General features: G+C 57.2%; 17 protein-coding genes. 13 read left to right on the plus strand and 4 right to left on the minus strand.

Features of this window, described 5'->3' with window-relative positions; genetic code table 11:
• On the minus strand, window positions 1–855 hold an 855-nt coding region (locus HY298_00595), incomplete at its 3' end, for an endonuclease/exonuclease/phosphatase family protein (protein MBI3848778.1).
• 189 nt (window positions 856–1,044) lie between these two features.
• On the opposite strand from HY298_00595, the gene HY298_00600 reads away from it, so the two are divergent.
• The 4 genes from HY298_00600 to hpnI all read left to right on the plus strand — a co-directional run bounded on the left by HY298_00600 (window position 1,045) and on the right by hpnI (window position 6,434).
• Complete coding sequence (locus tag HY298_00600) at window positions 1,045–3,111, plus strand: hypothetical protein (GenBank protein ID MBI3848779.1); 2,067 nt, start codon at window positions 1,045–1,047, stop codon at window positions 3,109–3,111.
• Window positions 3,078–4,541, plus strand: coding sequence for a hypothetical protein (locus tag HY298_00605; protein ID MBI3848780.1), 1,464 nt, complete (start codon window positions 3,078–3,080; stop codon window positions 4,539–4,541). The genes HY298_00600 and HY298_00605 overlap by 34 nt, the downstream gene beginning before the upstream one ends.
• A 13-nt stretch (window positions 4,542–4,554) precedes the next feature.
• The gene (locus HY298_00610) at window positions 4,555–5,238 is read left to right on the plus strand and encodes an ABC transporter ATP-binding protein (protein ID MBI3848781.1); all 684 of its coding nucleotides are present in this window, start codon (window positions 4,555–4,557) and stop codon (window positions 5,236–5,238) included.
• 65 nt (window positions 5,239–5,303) lie between these two features.
• On the plus strand, window positions 5,304–6,434 hold the full coding sequence (hpnI, locus tag HY298_00615; protein MBI3848782.1) for a bacteriohopanetetrol glucosamine biosynthesis glycosyltransferase HpnI: 1,131 nt from the start codon (window positions 5,304–5,306) through the stop codon (window positions 6,432–6,434).
• 18 nt (window positions 6,435–6,452) lie between these two features.
• Here the strand turns inward: hpnI and HY298_00620 are convergent, their stop codons facing one another.
• The 3 genes from HY298_00620 to HY298_00630 form a co-directional block, all read right to left on the minus strand.
• Window positions 6,453–6,785, minus strand: a complete 333-nt coding sequence (locus tag HY298_00620; GenBank protein MBI3848783.1) for a hypothetical protein — start codon at window positions 6,783–6,785, stop codon at window positions 6,453–6,455.
• Window positions 6,786–6,876: 91 nt separating this feature from the next.
• The gene (locus HY298_00625; GenBank protein ID MBI3848784.1) at window positions 6,877–7,845 is read right to left on the minus strand and encodes an NAD-dependent epimerase/dehydratase family protein; all 969 of its coding nucleotides are present in this window, start codon (window positions 7,843–7,845) and stop codon (window positions 6,877–6,879) included.
• The gene (locus tag HY298_00630; protein MBI3848785.1) at window positions 7,835–8,845 is read right to left on the minus strand and encodes an N-acetylmuramoyl-L-alanine amidase; all 1,011 of its coding nucleotides are present in this window, start codon (window positions 8,843–8,845) and stop codon (window positions 7,835–7,837) included. The genes HY298_00625 and HY298_00630 overlap by 11 nt, the downstream gene beginning before the upstream one ends.
• A gap of 379 nt (window positions 8,846–9,224) precedes the next feature.
• On the opposite strand from HY298_00630, the gene HY298_00635 reads away from it, so the two are divergent.
• From HY298_00635 to HY298_00675, 9 genes are all read left to right on the plus strand, one after another.
• Window positions 9,225–9,782, plus strand: a complete 558-nt coding sequence (locus HY298_00635) for a UbiX family flavin prenyltransferase (protein MBI3848786.1) — start codon at window positions 9,225–9,227, stop codon at window positions 9,780–9,782.
• A gap of 140 nt (window positions 9,783–9,922) precedes the next feature.
• Entirely contained in the window at window positions 9,923–10,819 is an 897-nt protein-coding gene (locus tag HY298_00640) for a UbiA family prenyltransferase (protein MBI3848787.1), read from the plus strand.
• A 41-nt stretch (window positions 10,820–10,860) separates the two neighbouring features.
• Window positions 10,861–11,124 (plus strand): type II toxin-antitoxin system ParD family antitoxin, encoded by a 264-nt coding sequence (locus HY298_00645; GenBank protein MBI3848788.1) that lies wholly within the window; start codon window positions 10,861–10,863, stop codon window positions 11,122–11,124.
• On the plus strand, window positions 11,108–11,515 hold the full coding sequence (locus tag HY298_00650) for a putative toxin-antitoxin system toxin component, PIN family (GenBank protein MBI3848789.1): 408 nt from the start codon (window positions 11,108–11,110) through the stop codon (window positions 11,513–11,515). The genes HY298_00645 and HY298_00650 overlap by 17 nt, the downstream gene beginning before the upstream one ends.
• 162 nt (window positions 11,516–11,677) lie before the next feature.
• Window positions 11,678–12,016: a helix-turn-helix transcriptional regulator gene (locus HY298_00655; GenBank protein ID MBI3848790.1), complete on the plus strand. Its 339-nt coding sequence runs from the start codon at window positions 11,678–11,680 to the stop codon at window positions 12,014–12,016.
• Window positions 11,989–12,603 (plus strand): hypothetical protein, encoded by a 615-nt coding sequence (locus tag HY298_00660; GenBank protein MBI3848791.1) that lies wholly within the window; start codon window positions 11,989–11,991, stop codon window positions 12,601–12,603. Before HY298_00655 ends, HY298_00660 begins: the two co-directional genes overlap by 28 nt.
• A 159-nt stretch (window positions 12,604–12,762) precedes the next feature.
• Window positions 12,763–13,008, plus strand: a complete 246-nt coding sequence (locus tag HY298_00665) for a UPF0175 family protein (GenBank protein ID MBI3848792.1) — start codon at window positions 12,763–12,765, stop codon at window positions 13,006–13,008.
• Window positions 13,005–13,466, plus strand: a complete 462-nt coding sequence (locus HY298_00670) for a DUF3368 domain-containing protein (protein MBI3848793.1) — start codon at window positions 13,005–13,007, stop codon at window positions 13,464–13,466. The genes HY298_00665 and HY298_00670 overlap by 4 nt, the downstream gene beginning before the upstream one ends.
• A gap of 69 nt (window positions 13,467–13,535) precedes the next feature.
• A complete protein-coding gene (locus HY298_00675; protein ID MBI3848794.1) occupies window positions 13,536–14,846 on the plus strand; it encodes a radical SAM protein in 1,311 nt (436 codons plus the stop codon).
• Window positions 14,847–14,856 lie beyond the last annotated feature (10 nt).

Here is a 14,856-nt window from a genome sequence, read left to right on the forward strand (position 1 = left end):
GTCGTCCGTGTCGGACTTGGCCTCGGAATAGAGCCTGCCCCATCCGGTCCCGAAATAATCGAGCACGCCGCCGAGATCGCTGAAGGATTTGGTGAAGACCGGGTCGTGCAGGATCTGGTCGTAGCGCTTGTCCTTGGCGAGGTTCGAGCCGTGGATGCCGGCCAGTGCCTTCGGCATGCTGAGCCCGTGCTTGGTGACGGCCTTGTAGAGCGGCGATGTCAGCGAGGGGATGTTGAAATCGCCCATCACGATGAGGTCCTTGTCTTCGTTCGTTTTCTCAAGACGCTTGCCTTCGATCCAATCGGCGAGCCTCTCGATCTCCTGCCGTCGCGCCTCGTTGCTCTCGCCCCAGCGGATGTGCGTCGTGAGAACGACGAAGTCGAAATTGCCCGACTTGAACGACGCCAGGTAAGGACTGCGCCAGAAGGATTTGTCGGGAAGATACTCGAACCCAAGTTTCGCGCGCGGTGGACTGGCTTCCGCGGCGAGGCCGTTGAAGATGACCGCGCGTTTGTCGTAGATGAAGCCGAGCCGCTCCCGGTTGCCGCCGGCGTCGGGAATCATGTCGGAATAAACTGCGCGCCAGTACGGGCCGAGGATTTTCAGTGCTCGGCCAAGGTCGGTGAGATCGTCGCGCAATTCGACGATGCCGATAAGGTCAAACTGACCCAGGATTTCGGCGACGTAATGAATGGCGGCATCGCTGCGGCGCACCTTGCCGAACTCGCGGATGTTCCAACTGGCGAGGTTGAGCGTCTCGTCCAGTTTCGAGGACGGGACTTTCGCGGCCGTGATGCGCTTCTTGAGCGCCAGCAATCCGGCCGCAATTTCCGGCGAAACTTTTCCGTGGTGCATATCGTTTGAAGTGGCTTCGACCATAGCAGCGCGCACGACCCGCGCAAGGTTGGATTGGCTGCCACGCGATTGTCCAATCGCTGAATTGCCTGCTTTGCGAAGAATCGTAACCGACGTTTGCTCGATGGCAGTCTGTTCTTGAAAAGGTTTGTATCCTGTCGAGAATCATCGGCAATCGATTTATTTCCGGTGAAACCTGACGACATACTCATTGCCCTCCAAGACCTCACCCAGCGTGAGCGCATTGAGTTCCTGCCGCTCGCGCCGGATGCGCGCCAACCTTCGCCTTACGCCCCCATTGAAAAGTATCTGCTCGATCTAAAGAACAACGCAAAGCCGGAATCCGCCGCCGAAGATTTATTCACTGCGCTTTGCAAAGATCTGTTGGGCTTCCAGCCCACCCGCCAGGTCGGCGTCATGGAAGGCTTCGTGGATTTCATGCTGCCTGAACCGATGGAGCAGGCCCTTCCCCTTGAACTCAAGCCACTGTTTCAACGCGACGGCCCGGACGCACTTTGGCGCAGCGACGCCAATCCAAAAAACCACGTCGCTCAGGTCAAAAAGTATTTGCGTGATCACGAATACCTCGTTCTCACCGACCTGCGCACGGCGTGGTGCTTCAGCACGCGCGACTTTTTCTTTGAAGGCAAACATTTTGCCGAATTGCCGTTCGTGGACTTTCTCAGCCGTTGCCGCGATAACCGCAGTGTGCTCGACGCCGTGCGCCGGTTGGAAGACACGGCGGACAAACCCGAATTGGAACGCCAGTTCTTCGATGACCTCCGGCACTGGTTCAACGAATTCGACAAGGTCAAATGGACGCCGCCGGACCTCGCCGCTGAATCCATCATTCTCCTCATCAATAAACTCATTTTCGCCCGCACCATCGAGGACTTTGGGCTGGTCCCCTATCGCTACACGCAGGACGCCTACGCGCAACACACCCGCGACTGGCAGGCCAAAGGCCCGCACCGCATCGTTCCCAAGTTTCTCGATCAGTTCGAAGAGTTCTTCGATGAATACTACGACACGGAAATCTTCTCCGCCCGCGTCTGGGAACGGCTCGATAAAGACCCCGCCAATCTCCAGCGTTTTTGTGACAAGCTGAACTTCGTGCTCGGCCTCAACTCCTGGGACCAGACTTACAGCCGCGGCATCGTCCATTACAATTACCGCCGCATAGACGAGGACATCTTCGGCAAGAGCTATGAAATGTTCCTCGCCGCCAACCGCAAGGACGAAGGCATCTACTACACGCCCGCCGGCATCACCGCGCCCATGGCGGATTCGCTCGTGGATTCACTGGCGGGCAGAATCGTGGACGAAATCTGCGACGCCGTTGGTAGCCAGAAATGCGACTTCGCGCGCGCCGACCAACTCATGGCGTTGCTGGCCGAACTCCGCGTCGCCGACACAGCCGGCGGTTCGGGCGGATTTCTCATCAAAGTCCTCCGCGCCTTCTGGCGGCAATACCAGCGCATTGATTCGGCCAGCGCCTGGGTCGGCAAAATCCTGAAGCCGGACAACGGCGAACTGTATCTCGCCGAACTCCCGCCCAATGTTGAGAACGCGCTCGCCTTTCGCCGCCGCCACCAATTCGACAACCGCCGCGTTCTCATCGCCCAAATCCTTTTGCGCCACATCTTCGGCGTGGATAAAGACCCCGGCGCGCTCGAAGTCGCCAAGACCAACATCTGGAAAGAAGCCGTCAAACTTTCGCCCGCCGATTACAATTATCGCCTCCTCAAAACCGACGTCGTCAAAATTCTCCCGAACCTCGAATTGAATTTTCATTGCGCCGACTCGCTCGTGGACGTGGAACTGGAAAAGCAGACCGCGTGGCTCGCCGAGTATCATAAAGCGGAATTGAAAAAGCTGTCGGACCTCCGCGCGTGTTACATCGAGAATCCGATGAACCATGCGCCGCTGGACGAGGCGCTTGCCTTGCGCGCCAAACTCCGCGCCAATCTGGTCGAACATTTTCAGGGCGAAAACCTGCCCTGTGAACCCGCCGGTTTCGTGCTCCACCCGCTCATTCTTCCGCAGCCGAGGCCGCAGCGACGAAAGAAAGTCAGAGCCGACTCACGTCGGCTGCTACGAATGAAGCACTCGCCGGCTTCGACGGCATCATCGGCAATCCGCCGTGGGAAGGGTTCAAACCCATCCGCAAGGAATTTGCCGCCAACTTTTATCGCGGCAAACCGCAGTTCAGCAAGCTGGGCATGGACGGCCCGACGTTCGACAAGTGGTTCGTAGAGGAATTGAAAGCGAACAAGGAATTCGCCGCCCGCTGGCGTGCGCATGAGGAATACTACGAACGCAACAAGGAATACTTCAGCAAGACTTTCAAGAAGCAGGGCACCGGCGACTGGAATCTCTTCAAACTTTTTATTGAGCGCGACCTCTCGCTCGTCCGGCAGGGCGGGCAATTCTCGCTGCTTGTGCCCAGCGGATTCCAGACCGACGAAGGCTGCGCTGATCTCCGCCGTTGGTTCATCAGCGAACACCGGATGGATGAGCTGACTTCGTTTGAGAATCGCGGCTACCCGGAAATCGTGGATGGCAAGGAACGCACGAAACATATTTTCCCGGACGTGGACAACCGCTTCAAATTCGGCTTCTTCAAAGTGGTTAAAGGCGAGGCCACGCCCAAAGACCACGCGTTCGACGCGAGGTTTTACCTCCGCGATCCGAAAGATGCCTTCGCTCCGCCGATACATTACAGCGTCGAGATGTTGCGACGTTTCTCGCCCCAAATGCTTTCTGTGATGGAATTCCGTTCGGCGGAAGATTACGCCGTAGCTGGCAGGATTCGTGGTGAACACAAATTGCTTGGTGAACTTGGCTACCAATTCCGGCGCGAACTGCACCCGGCAGACGATGTGGAGTTCTATCTCAAGGAGCCTGCACGCAAGCTCCGCGAAGGCGAGTCCGTGATTTACGAAGGGAAGATGATCCAGCAGTTCGACGGCGATTTTGCCGCACGGGTTTTTCATGCCGAAGACAAAGTTGTCCGCCCCGAACTGCTCCGCAAGGAGCTTTACCGGCTCGGCCAATTCATCCGTGAAAGCGAGGTGCAAAAGGTCGAAGGCAAGAAAGTTCCGACCAAGAAAGACGAGTTTGAAAAATTTCTGGCCGAGCTTTGGAAGGCAAAAAAGTTCCAGCTTGATTGCGATTTTGAACGCGTGGTTTTCCGGCGCGTTGGCAGTTCAACCAACGAACGAACCATCATTGCCACTTTGCTGCCGGCGGGAGTTTATTGCTCCGACACCGTGAGTTATTTGATTCCGGCCAGCTACCAATTGACCAAGGCCGGCAAACTGTCTCGAGAACCGCTAACCGCCGAGGAAGCACGGTCGGTTCTTTGCCTGCTGGATTCGCTGACGCTGAATTACTACATCCGCAGCAAAATGTCAGCGACGGTAAACATGTTCTACATTTACGAACTACCCGTGCCAGAACTTCCCACCGCGCAGAAAAAGAAGCTGGCTGATTCCGCCACCAAGCTCTTGAAAAACCCGCGAAACGTGAAGGAACGCGCCGCGCTGGAAGTTTTCATCACCCGCGAACTTTACGGCCTGTCGCCCGACGATTGGAAACATCTCACCGGCACCTTCACCTTCGGCGGCGGCGACTCCAAAGCCGAGTTGGACGAGATTATTCGCCTTTCTCTCTCGCTTTGGTAATGGTTCAAGCTTTATGGCCCCGCCGAACAACAACATCGTCACCATCCGCAGTCTCTCGAAAGTTTACGAACAGGGTGAAATCAAGGTCACGGCGCTCAACAACATTTCGCTGGATATTCAGGCCGGTGAATTCCTGGCGTTGATGGGACCGTCCGGTTCGGGCAAATCCACGCTGCTGCACATCATCGCCGGCATTGACCGGCCCACGAACGGCGAGTGCCGCGTCCAGGGCGTCGATGTCACGAAGCTGAACGAATCCGAACTGGCCGACTGGCGCAATCATAACGTCGGCTTTGTTTTCCAGTCGTTCAACCTGATTCCCGTCCTGACGGCGTATGAGAATGTCGAACTGCCGCTGCTGTTAACACGACTGAGCGGCGCGCAACGCCGCCGGCAGGTCAACACCGCGCTTGAGTTGGTCGGGCTGGCCGACCGCGCGAAACATTTGCCCCGTCAACTTTCCGGCGGGCAGGAACAGCGCGTGGCCATCGCCCGCGCGCTCGTGACCGATCCCAGCCTCATCGTCGCCGATGAACCGACCGGCAATCTCGATTCACAATCCGCGCAAGATGTCATGGGGATTCTCCAATCGTTGAGCAAGACCGCCGGTAAGACGGTCATCATCGTCACGCACGATCCCAAGGCAGCGGCGTTTGGTTCGCGCTCCATTCACCTGGAAAAAGGTGAGTTGATTTAATCTGCTGGACTGAAATGGAAAACGGCGCGCTCGACTTTCTGCTTTGAGCGGCCAGAATCCCGCCGATGCTTTGGACAACTTTCTTAGGGTCGCTCGCCCTGCTCAGTTTTCTCATCACCATCTGGCAATGGCTTGCCGCGCGGCGCTTTCCGCTGCATCAACGCCTCACCGACACGTCATTCGTGCCCGCCGTCACATTGCTGAAACCGCTCAAGGGTTGCGACTCGGAAACTACCGGGTGTCTGGGCACTTGGTTGACGCAAGATTATCCGGGCAAAGTGCAAATCCTGTTTGGCGTTGCTTCGGCGGACGATCCCGTTTGTGCGATTGTCCGGCAGTTGATCAAGGAACATCCGGCGTGTGAAGCCGAACTGATCGTTTGCGGGGAGTCGCTCGGCGCGAACGCCAAAGTTTCGACGTTGATCCAGCTCGAACGCGCGGCGGCGCACAACTATCTCGTGATTAGCGACGCCGATGTGCGGGTGCCGCCGGATTTGTTGACAAATTTGATGTTACCGCTGCGCCAGGCCGAAGTCGGTTTGGTGAATTGTTTCTATTGCCTGGCCAATCCCTCGACGCTGTCGATGCAGTGGGAAGCCATCGCCATCAACGCCGACTTTTGGAGCCAGGTCCTGCAATCGCGCACGCTCAAGCCGCTCGGCTTTGCCCTTGGCGCAGTGATGGCGATGAAACGCGAGGCGTTGCAAAAAACCGGCGGTTTTGCAGCGCTCGCCGATTATCTCGCCGACGACTACCAACTCGGAAATAAAATTGTGCGGGCCGGCTGGCGCATCGAACTGTGTCCGGTTGTCGTCGAATGTTGGGAAGCACCGAGAACGTGGCGCGAAGTCTGGCGGCATCAACTCCGCTGGGCGCGCACGATTCGCGCCTGTCAGCCGCTGCCGTATTTCTTCAGTATCCTGAGCAATGCGACGCTGTGGCCGCTGCTGTGGTGGTTTGCTTTGCCTCGCAGTACACCGTTCTTTGTCCTCTGCCTGTTGGTTCGCCTGCTCACAGCACTGAACAATCACGGGCGATTGACCCGGTCAACAGCGCACCGTGGTTCTTTGTGGCTCGTTCCCGTGAAGGATTTGTCGCAAGCGGCCTTGTGGTTGCTCGCCTTCACGGGCAATCACCTTGAATGGCGCGGACAAAGGTTTCGCCTGCAGCGGGACGGCAAACTTGTGAAAGATTAAGAGTGTCCGCGGCCAGCTTCATGGAAACGGCAACGACGGTTTGTCGCGAAACGGATCGCCAGGTGGCCGCAACGCCGGTTGCGGCGCGCGCGGCTCGGTTCTGATTTCGGGTTGTGAGTTTCCACTACTGGAAGGAGGCGGGTAAGGCCGGCCGTAATAATAGTCGTCGTAGCCGTAATAGGGACGGTAATACGGGTCATGCCAGTATGGATCGGGCGGATGGCTGGCGGCCGCGTCATCGGAGGTTTTGCAACCTGCCGCTGAAACCAACAACATCATCACCAAACAAATGCGCCGGAGTTTCAGAAGAAAATGCGCCCGTTCGTTCGTCAGCTTGACCTGTGGTTTCATAACTCAATCCTTTGTTTCAGCACCGTAGCGCAATTTTCAACGCCCAAACAGCAATAAACTAGCCGCGAGGAAAAACTTCGCCTCCGCCTGCTCACACAGTGCCCGCGGCTGTCAATTCGATGATGGTTCGCAACGAGGTCGTCGGTCGAAATCCGGTCGCCTTGGCCAGTTTATCGATGAGCGGCTTGCGCCGGAGCATGTCTTCAAATCCCGGCGCGTAAGCGTCGTTGTAAGAAACCCGTTCAATCGGCGATTTCGAACCCACAATCTCCACCACCAACTTCGCCAGGTCACCAATGCAGATTTCCTCCGTGCTACCGACGTTGAAGACCTCGCCGTGCGCTGCAGGACAGGTTTGCAAACGCACCAACGCTTCCACCGTGTCGCGCACATAACAAAAGCAGCGGGTCTGGTGGCCATCGCCGAACACTTTGAGCGGCTGCCCGCTCTTGGCGGCGGCCACAAATCGTGGCAACACCATTCCGTAACGACCGGTTTGTCGCGGCCCAACGGTGTTGAACAATCGCGCAATCACCACGGGTAACGAACGCTCCTTGGCAAACGCCAGAGCGAGAAATTCATCCATTAACTTCGAGCAGGCGTAACTCCAGCGGCTGTGGTGCGGCGGGCCGATCAGCAAATCATCCTCCTCGCTGAACGCTGGTTTTTGACTTTTGCCGTAAACCTCGGATGTGGACGCGAGCAAGACCGGCACGCGACGCGGCGATGCAGCCTCCAGAACCGCTTCGGTTTCCTCCAGATTCGTTTCGATGACGCGAATGGGGGAGTTCACGACCAACTCTACCCCCACCGCGGCAGCCAGGTGATAGATCGACTCCGCGTCTGCTGCGAGAGCGGCAAGTTCGCGGCACGCGGAAACTTTTGAATCAATAAACCGCAAACCGGGATGGCTCATCACGGCGCGAAGATTATCGCGGCTACCCGTCGAGCAATCATCAATGACCGTCACCGCCTTGCCGTCCGCCAGCAATCGTTCCACCAGGTGCGAACCGATGAAGCCGGCGCCACCAGTGACGATGACCTGAGGTTTATTGCTCATTTTTAGGTTCGGTCGGCGGTCGGTCAGAAGCTGAAGATTCGTTCGTCTTCGTCGCGTTTCCGTTCACCAATTTCTCAACGCGGATTTCTGTTGGGGGCATCAACGCTTTCGCCACGGCTTCGGCCAACCTCTGCCGATGCGCCGGGTCGGCAATCAAACGCGCTTCCTTGGGGTTCGACAAGTAACCTCCTTCGAGCAGCACCGCCGGGCGATTTTGTCCGCGCAACACGGTCAGAAATCTCGCGCGTCGCACGCCCCGATCCATGCTGCCGTTGACTTTCAGCAACATGCGATGCAGGCGGACGGCGAGTTGTAGATTTTGCGCATCATAAGCGTTGTTGACGAAGGCGCGAGTTGAATCATCTTCAAAGCCCCGGCGCAAACTCGACGGCATGCCCACCGGCGTCAGGCAGTAAGTCTCCAAGCCGGTCTGTTCCCTGTCCGGATAGGACGAATTGAAGTGCAGGCTGAGGAAAAGATCGGCGTTCTCCCGCTCCGCCACAGCTACTCGATTCGTCAAGGCGACCTCGCGGTCGTTGGTGCGCGTGAGGACCACTCGCCAGCCGTTGGTCACGAGCAACTTTTCCAATCGCCGCGCCCAATCAAGCGTGAACTCCTTTTCGTAACGGTGATCGAAAATACTTCGCGTGCCCGCATCCCCGCCACCGTGTCCCGGATCGATGACAATGACGCGATTGGTTTTGTCTGAAACGATTGTGCTGTTGATCAGCGGCAGGATATTTTTTTGCAAGTCCAGCCGATGAACGAACGGACGGTTGTCGATCATTTGCGGCGCGAAACCGAGACGCAGTTCCAGCCCGTTCCAGCGCGCCGTGAGATTGTCCGCCCGGATCACGAGTACGCCGTTGCTCGTCGTCAATGCGTAAGTCGGCGTGGTGGCCGGTGAGATCCGCTGAAAACTACCGAAGCCATTGGACTGGCTCCAGCGAATCAATGAGACCCAGGTTTCGGTGAATCGATTTGTCCACGTGGAAGCCACAACTGGTGGTGGAAGGTTCGAAGGCGCCAGGGCCAGGGCAGGTGACGGTGTCAATTCTAACGCAACAATCTGGCCAGGTTCCACATTCTCTGCCATTCCCCAGTCAGGAACATGGTTTACGTTTGCCGGTCGCTGATCAGTCCTGCAACCCACAAGCGCCAGCAGACCGCACAGAAACAGTCTGTTTGAAAACGACACGCCGACATTGTGCGGATGCGCCGTTCCGACTCAAGCGGATTCAATTTGACCAAGCACCCAAATACCCAAGGTCGTGCGCAAGCCAGTTTGGGTATTTGGGTGCTTGGGTATTTTAAACCCGCTTGCCCACACTCTCCCTCGTCGTCATAGTTGACGACAGTTACGAACAACGCCTGATCGTGTGAGAATTCTTGTTGCCATCACAGGGGCCAGCGGCGCGCTTTACGCGCAGCGCCTGCTGGATAATCTCGATCCACGCCAACACGAACTGCACGTCGTCATGAGCAACTACGCGCACCAGGTCATTGCCGAGGAGCTGCCCGAGGGCTTGCGCCTGGCGGAAGGCGTCAAATCGCACAGTTTGAAAAGCATGAACGCCCCCTTCGCCAGCGGTTCGAATCCGCCGGATGCGATGGTCGTGATCCCCTGCACCATGGGAACACTGGGCCGCATCGCGCATGGTTACAGCGAGGACGTGTTGCTGCGCGCCGCCGACGTGGTGTTGAAGGAAAAAAAGAAACTCATCCTCGTCCCGCGCGAAACGCCGCTCAGTCTGGTTCACGTGAAAAATTTTGAACTGCTCCTGCTGGCGGGCGCCACGCTGATTCCCGCAAATCCTAGTTTTTATTCCGGCGCCAAGACGATTACCGATCTGGCCGACACGGTCGTCGCCCGCGTGCTGGACCATCTCGGCGTGTCGAACCAACTCGCGCCGCGCTGGGCGGAAGAGAAGGACTAACCGCCGATGAACGCAGATAAACGCAGATGGTGCATTTGGCACTCCGGCAAGTTCAGATTGACGCGCTCCATTCAGAGCGATGACCTGCCGAATCTGGTCGTTTCTTATCTGCGTTCATCTGCGTTCATCTGCGGTTAAAAATGCTCTCCGCTGTTCAAAAGTGGGCCTCGTTCGTGCGTTTCTCGCATACAGTCTTCGCGCTGCCGTTCGCGCTGGCGGCGATGCTTGTTGCTGCGCGGGAAAACCGCGGCTGGCCAGGCTGGCGAATTTTTCTTTTGATCCTCGCCGCGATGGTGTGTGCGCGAACCTGCGCAATGGCGTTCAACCGCATCGTGGATCGAAAATTTGACGCACAGAATCCGCGCACGGCCAAACGTCATTTGCCCGCCGGCCAAATCTCACTCGTTAGCGCGATTCTGCTTTGTGGGTTGTCCGGTGCCGGATTCATCACGACGACTTTTTTCCTGAACCCGCTTTGTTTTTACCTCTCGCCCGTCGCCCTGCTGGTCATTTGTTTCTATTCGCTCACAAAACGGTTCACGGATTACACGCATGTTTATCTCGGCCTTGCCTTGGCGTTGGCGCCGGTGGGTGCGTGGCTCGCTGTGAAGGGCACGAATGTTAATGCCGTGGATATTGCACGGATGGCCACACTCGCTGTGGCAGTGGTGCTGTGGCTGGTCGGATTCGACATCATCTACGCGCTGCCAGATTACGAGTTCGACAAGTCGCACGGCCTGCACTCCCTGGTGGTGGCGTGGGGACCCAAGAACGCGCTGCAAGCGGCGTTCCTGGCGCACATGCTCATGTGCGGGCTGCTGTTCGTCTTCGGATTTCTCTGCCGCTTCCGCATCGCCTACACCATCGGCTGGCTCATCATCGTCGGCTGCCTCGTGCTGGAACATTGGATTGCGAAGCGACGCAGCCTGAACTGGATCAACGTCGCCTTCTTCCGGTTGAACGCCATCGTGAGCGCGGTCTTCCTCGTCGTTGTGGCGGCGGAAGTGATTTTCAAGGGCGGGTTCAAGCTGCGGTAAACCGTCTTGCCAATGAATGGCAATAGATATACACTGCCGTTATGAAAATGGACACTATGAACATTTCGCTGCCCAAGCACATGTCCGAATTCGTCCGGCAGAATGTCGAGCGTGATTATGGCAACGCGAGCGAATACTTCCGCGATTTGGTGCGTGAAAAAATGAAGCGCGAGATTGAAGCCGACCTGAAATTTTTGGAATCCACCGGCAAAGGCGCGCTGCCCGGACCGAGCGAGGCGCAAATTGAAAAAGTTGTGGCCCTGCAAAAGAAACTGCGGAAGGAGCGCAATGCGCGTCGTTCTTGACGCCAATGTGGTTGCCTCGGCGGTTTGCTGGAGTGGCGAAGCGTATCGCTGCTTTGTAAAATTGGCGCGCCGACAATTTTTCGCCTATGGATCGGCTGAAACATTGCGGGAAGCCGAGGATGTCTCTTCGCATTTGGTTTGGGAGGAACGACCGAAACATAATGCCGCCGCGCGACTGAACTGGTATTTGGAGAAAATAAAAATGGTCGAACCCGCACCATTGGGCAAACCGCGCAGCCGTGATGCGAAGGACGATTCCTATCTGGCCGTTGCCATCGCCGCGCGGGCAAATTTTATCGTGAGCTACGACAAGGATTTGCTGGTCTTGAAAAAACCGTTCGGAATTGAAATCATTCGCCCGGCGCAGTTTTTGAGGCTGGTCAAAGGATGAATTGAATCAGATTAATTTTCTTCCGCCTCAACGCAATCGTGAGCGCGGTGTTTCTCGTCATCGTGGCCGCGGAGGCAATGTTTTCACGCGGGTTCAAACTGCGGTAAGAGTGCGTAAAAAATTCCCCTTGACAAGCATTGCACTGTGAGGCATAACTCTGCCATGCTTTCAAAAGAACTCGTCGCCGCCTCGACCGTGCCGCTGGTGTTGTCCGTGTTGACAGGCGGTGAGAACTACGGCTACGCGCTCATTCAGAGCGTGCGGGCATTGTCCGGCGGCAAGATCGAATGGACGGAAGGGATGCTTTACCCGGTGCTGCATTGGATGGAGAAGCAAGACTTGATTGAAGCCGAATGGCGCGAAGCCGAGACCGGCCGGAAGCGGAAATATTACCGGCTGCGCAAGGAAGGCCGTAAGGCGCTCCGGGAGGAGAAAGAGCAATGGTTAACCGTTCACGAAACCCTCGCAACTTTATGGAAAACGTCTCTCAGTTTGACCTAAACACGGCGCTTCGGCGCTGGCTGGAACTTCTCCGCCAATCACCACAAGTGAAGGCTGAGAATCTACAGGAGTTGGAGTCGCACGTCCGTGACTCGGTGGTGCAATTGCAAAGCAAGGGATTGTCGTCAGAGGAATCGTTTCTCATCGCGACGCACCGCGCCGGCAGCCCGGAAAAACTTGAACCCGAGTTCGCCAAAGTGAATCGGAATCCGTGGAACATGATCGTTCACGGATTGATTCTTGTTTTCTTCAGCGTTGTCTGCTGGTTCCTCTGGGGAACGCTCCACCTCCCGCAGATGACGCAAGGAATGTTGGCGAGACTTGGCGCGGTCGACCAGGCCACCGGTTATGGAGCATTGCCAGCCTTCACGCGGATGATGATGGGGCTTGGCAATTTGATGTTCGTGCCGCCACTGCTGGCTTTCATTTACTGCCTTTACGTTTGGTTCCAAAAATCCAGCGTAAAAAGTTCCTGGATGGGATTCTTCGCCTCCACGACGGCGGTCTTGATTTTCATCACGCTCCCAACGTTGATCGCGGTGGTGTTGCCGCTGATTGATTTGCTGAACCATCTTCCGGCGAAGTAATCCCCGTCTATTGGGAACGCGCTTTCCCTGCGACGCCGCATATGCTAACATTGGCGGCGTGACTTTCTTCGTTCAACGCAGCGAATTGCGCGACCTCTACAACAAGGTCGTGCGGGGGGAACGCTTGCCGTTTCGAGCCGTGACTGTTACGGTAAAGCGATGAAGATCGAAGTTCAGGATGAGGTGTTGCGCGGCTTGGAATTGACCGAGTCGCAGGCCTTGGTCGATCTGGCCGTGGGTCTTTTCACTGAGCGGCGCGCCACGCTGGGCCGCGCGGCGGAAATTGCGCGCCTGACGCAACTGGATTTCCAGCGGGAACTAGGACGGCGTGGCATCGCCCTTCACTACGACGTGGAGGATTTGCAGGCTGACCTGCGCACGCTGGCCGCGCTCCGCGAGAAATGATCGTTGTCAGCGACACGTCGGTTGTCACATCGTTGATCCACATCGGGCAGATAGCTTTATTGCAGAAGCTTCATGGAGTGGTGTTGATCCCGCAGGCAGTGCATCGAGAATTGCTTCGCACCCACGCAGACATTCCCGGCTTTCTGAATGTGCGGCAGGTTGTGGATGCCACGATGGTGGCACGCTTGGAGGCCGAGTTGGACTTGGGCGAAGCCGAAGCCATCGTGCTCGCCAAAGAAAGCCATGCCGACCTCCTCCTGATCGACGAAAAACTGGGGCGTCTGGTCGCGATGCGCGAAGGCGTCCGGGTTGTCGGGTTGATGGGCTTGACCGTCGAAGCGAAGCGGCGCGGGCTGATTGATTCAGTGAGAGAACTTGTGCAACGGCTCGAGGCAGAAGCCGGATTTCGAGTGTCTGATTCTGTAAAGGACGAGGCGTTCCGCCTGGCCGGAGAGTGAGTCAGTCTGCGCAATTCGCCAAATGCAAACCTGCTTTCCCACCTGCGCCGCTTCTGCTAATCCTTTCTCGTGAACTTCTTCGTTCAACGCAGCAAACTGCGCGACCTCTACGACAAGGCGGCCGCCGGCGAACGCATTTCCGAGGCCGACGCACTGCGGTTGTTTGATTCGAAGGACCTGAACGCGCTCGGTGCCATCGCCGATCTAGCGCGGCAGAAGAAGGTCGGCAATCGCGCCAGCTACATCATCAATCGCTACCTCAACTACTCGAACTACTGCATCCTCTCCTGCCAGTTCTGCTCGTTCGCGCGCAAGAAACGCGACGCAGACGGCTTCGAGTTGACGATCCCGCAGATGGTCGAGAAGGCGCGCGAGGCGCTCAAGCTCGGCGTCACGGAACTGCACATTGTCGGCGGCCTGCACCCCTCGCTGCCGTTCAGTTACTACGTAGATATGCTGAAGGCGTTGAGCGCACTGAATACTGGTAGCAGCCGACGTGAGGAGGCTCAAACTGAATCCTCTCAACCCTCAACCCTCAACTCTCAACCGGAAAGTCAGAGCCGACTCACGTCGGCTGCTACGCCGAAGCTGCAATTGAAATGCTTCACCGCCATTGAAATCCTCCACCTCGCGTGGCTCGCGAAGAAAACGGTCGAGCAAACGTTGATTGAATTGAAGGATGCCGGCCTTGATTCCCTCACCGGCGGCGGCGCGGAAATTTTTCGCAAGGAAGTCCGCAGCGCCATCGCCAGGGGCAAGGAATCCGCCGAGGAATATCTGGACGTTCACCGAACCTGGCATCGCCTCGGCGGACGCAGCACCTGCACGATGCTGTTCGGCCACGTCGAATCGCTCGCCGACCGCGTGGATCATCTGCGGCAATTGCGCGCGTTGCAGGACGAGACGCGCGGGTTCGTCGGCTTCGTGCCGCTGCCGTATCAGCCGGAGAACAACGACATCCCGGTGAAGACGCCGCCCACGGGTTTCGACGCGTTGCGCACCATCGCCGTGAGCCGCATCTACCTCGACAACTTCGATCACATCACCGCCTACTGGGTGGGCCTGGGGCTGAAGCTGGCGCAAGTGGCGTTGAGCTACGGCGCGGACGATCTGCACGGGACGATCATCGAGGAACACATCTTCCGAATGGCTGGGGCGAATCCGCCGCAACTCCGCCAGCGCGAGCACGCGACGGAGTCGGTGTTGCACCAAGTTCAAGCCGAAATGATCAAAGCCATCCGCGAAGCCGGCCGCACGCCGGTGCAACGGAATACGTATTACGAACCGATTCGCGTTCTGGCTGACGCGCCCGCAGCGAATGAAGCTGAACCGCCGTCGGGCAAATCCAAAGTGTTGGAGGATAATTTGGCGACGGCGTAGAAATAACCAC

The organism is Verrucomicrobiota bacterium, assembly GCA_016200005.1.
Lineage (GTDB): Bacteria > Verrucomicrobiota > Verrucomicrobiia > Limisphaerales > PALSA-1396 > PALSA-1396.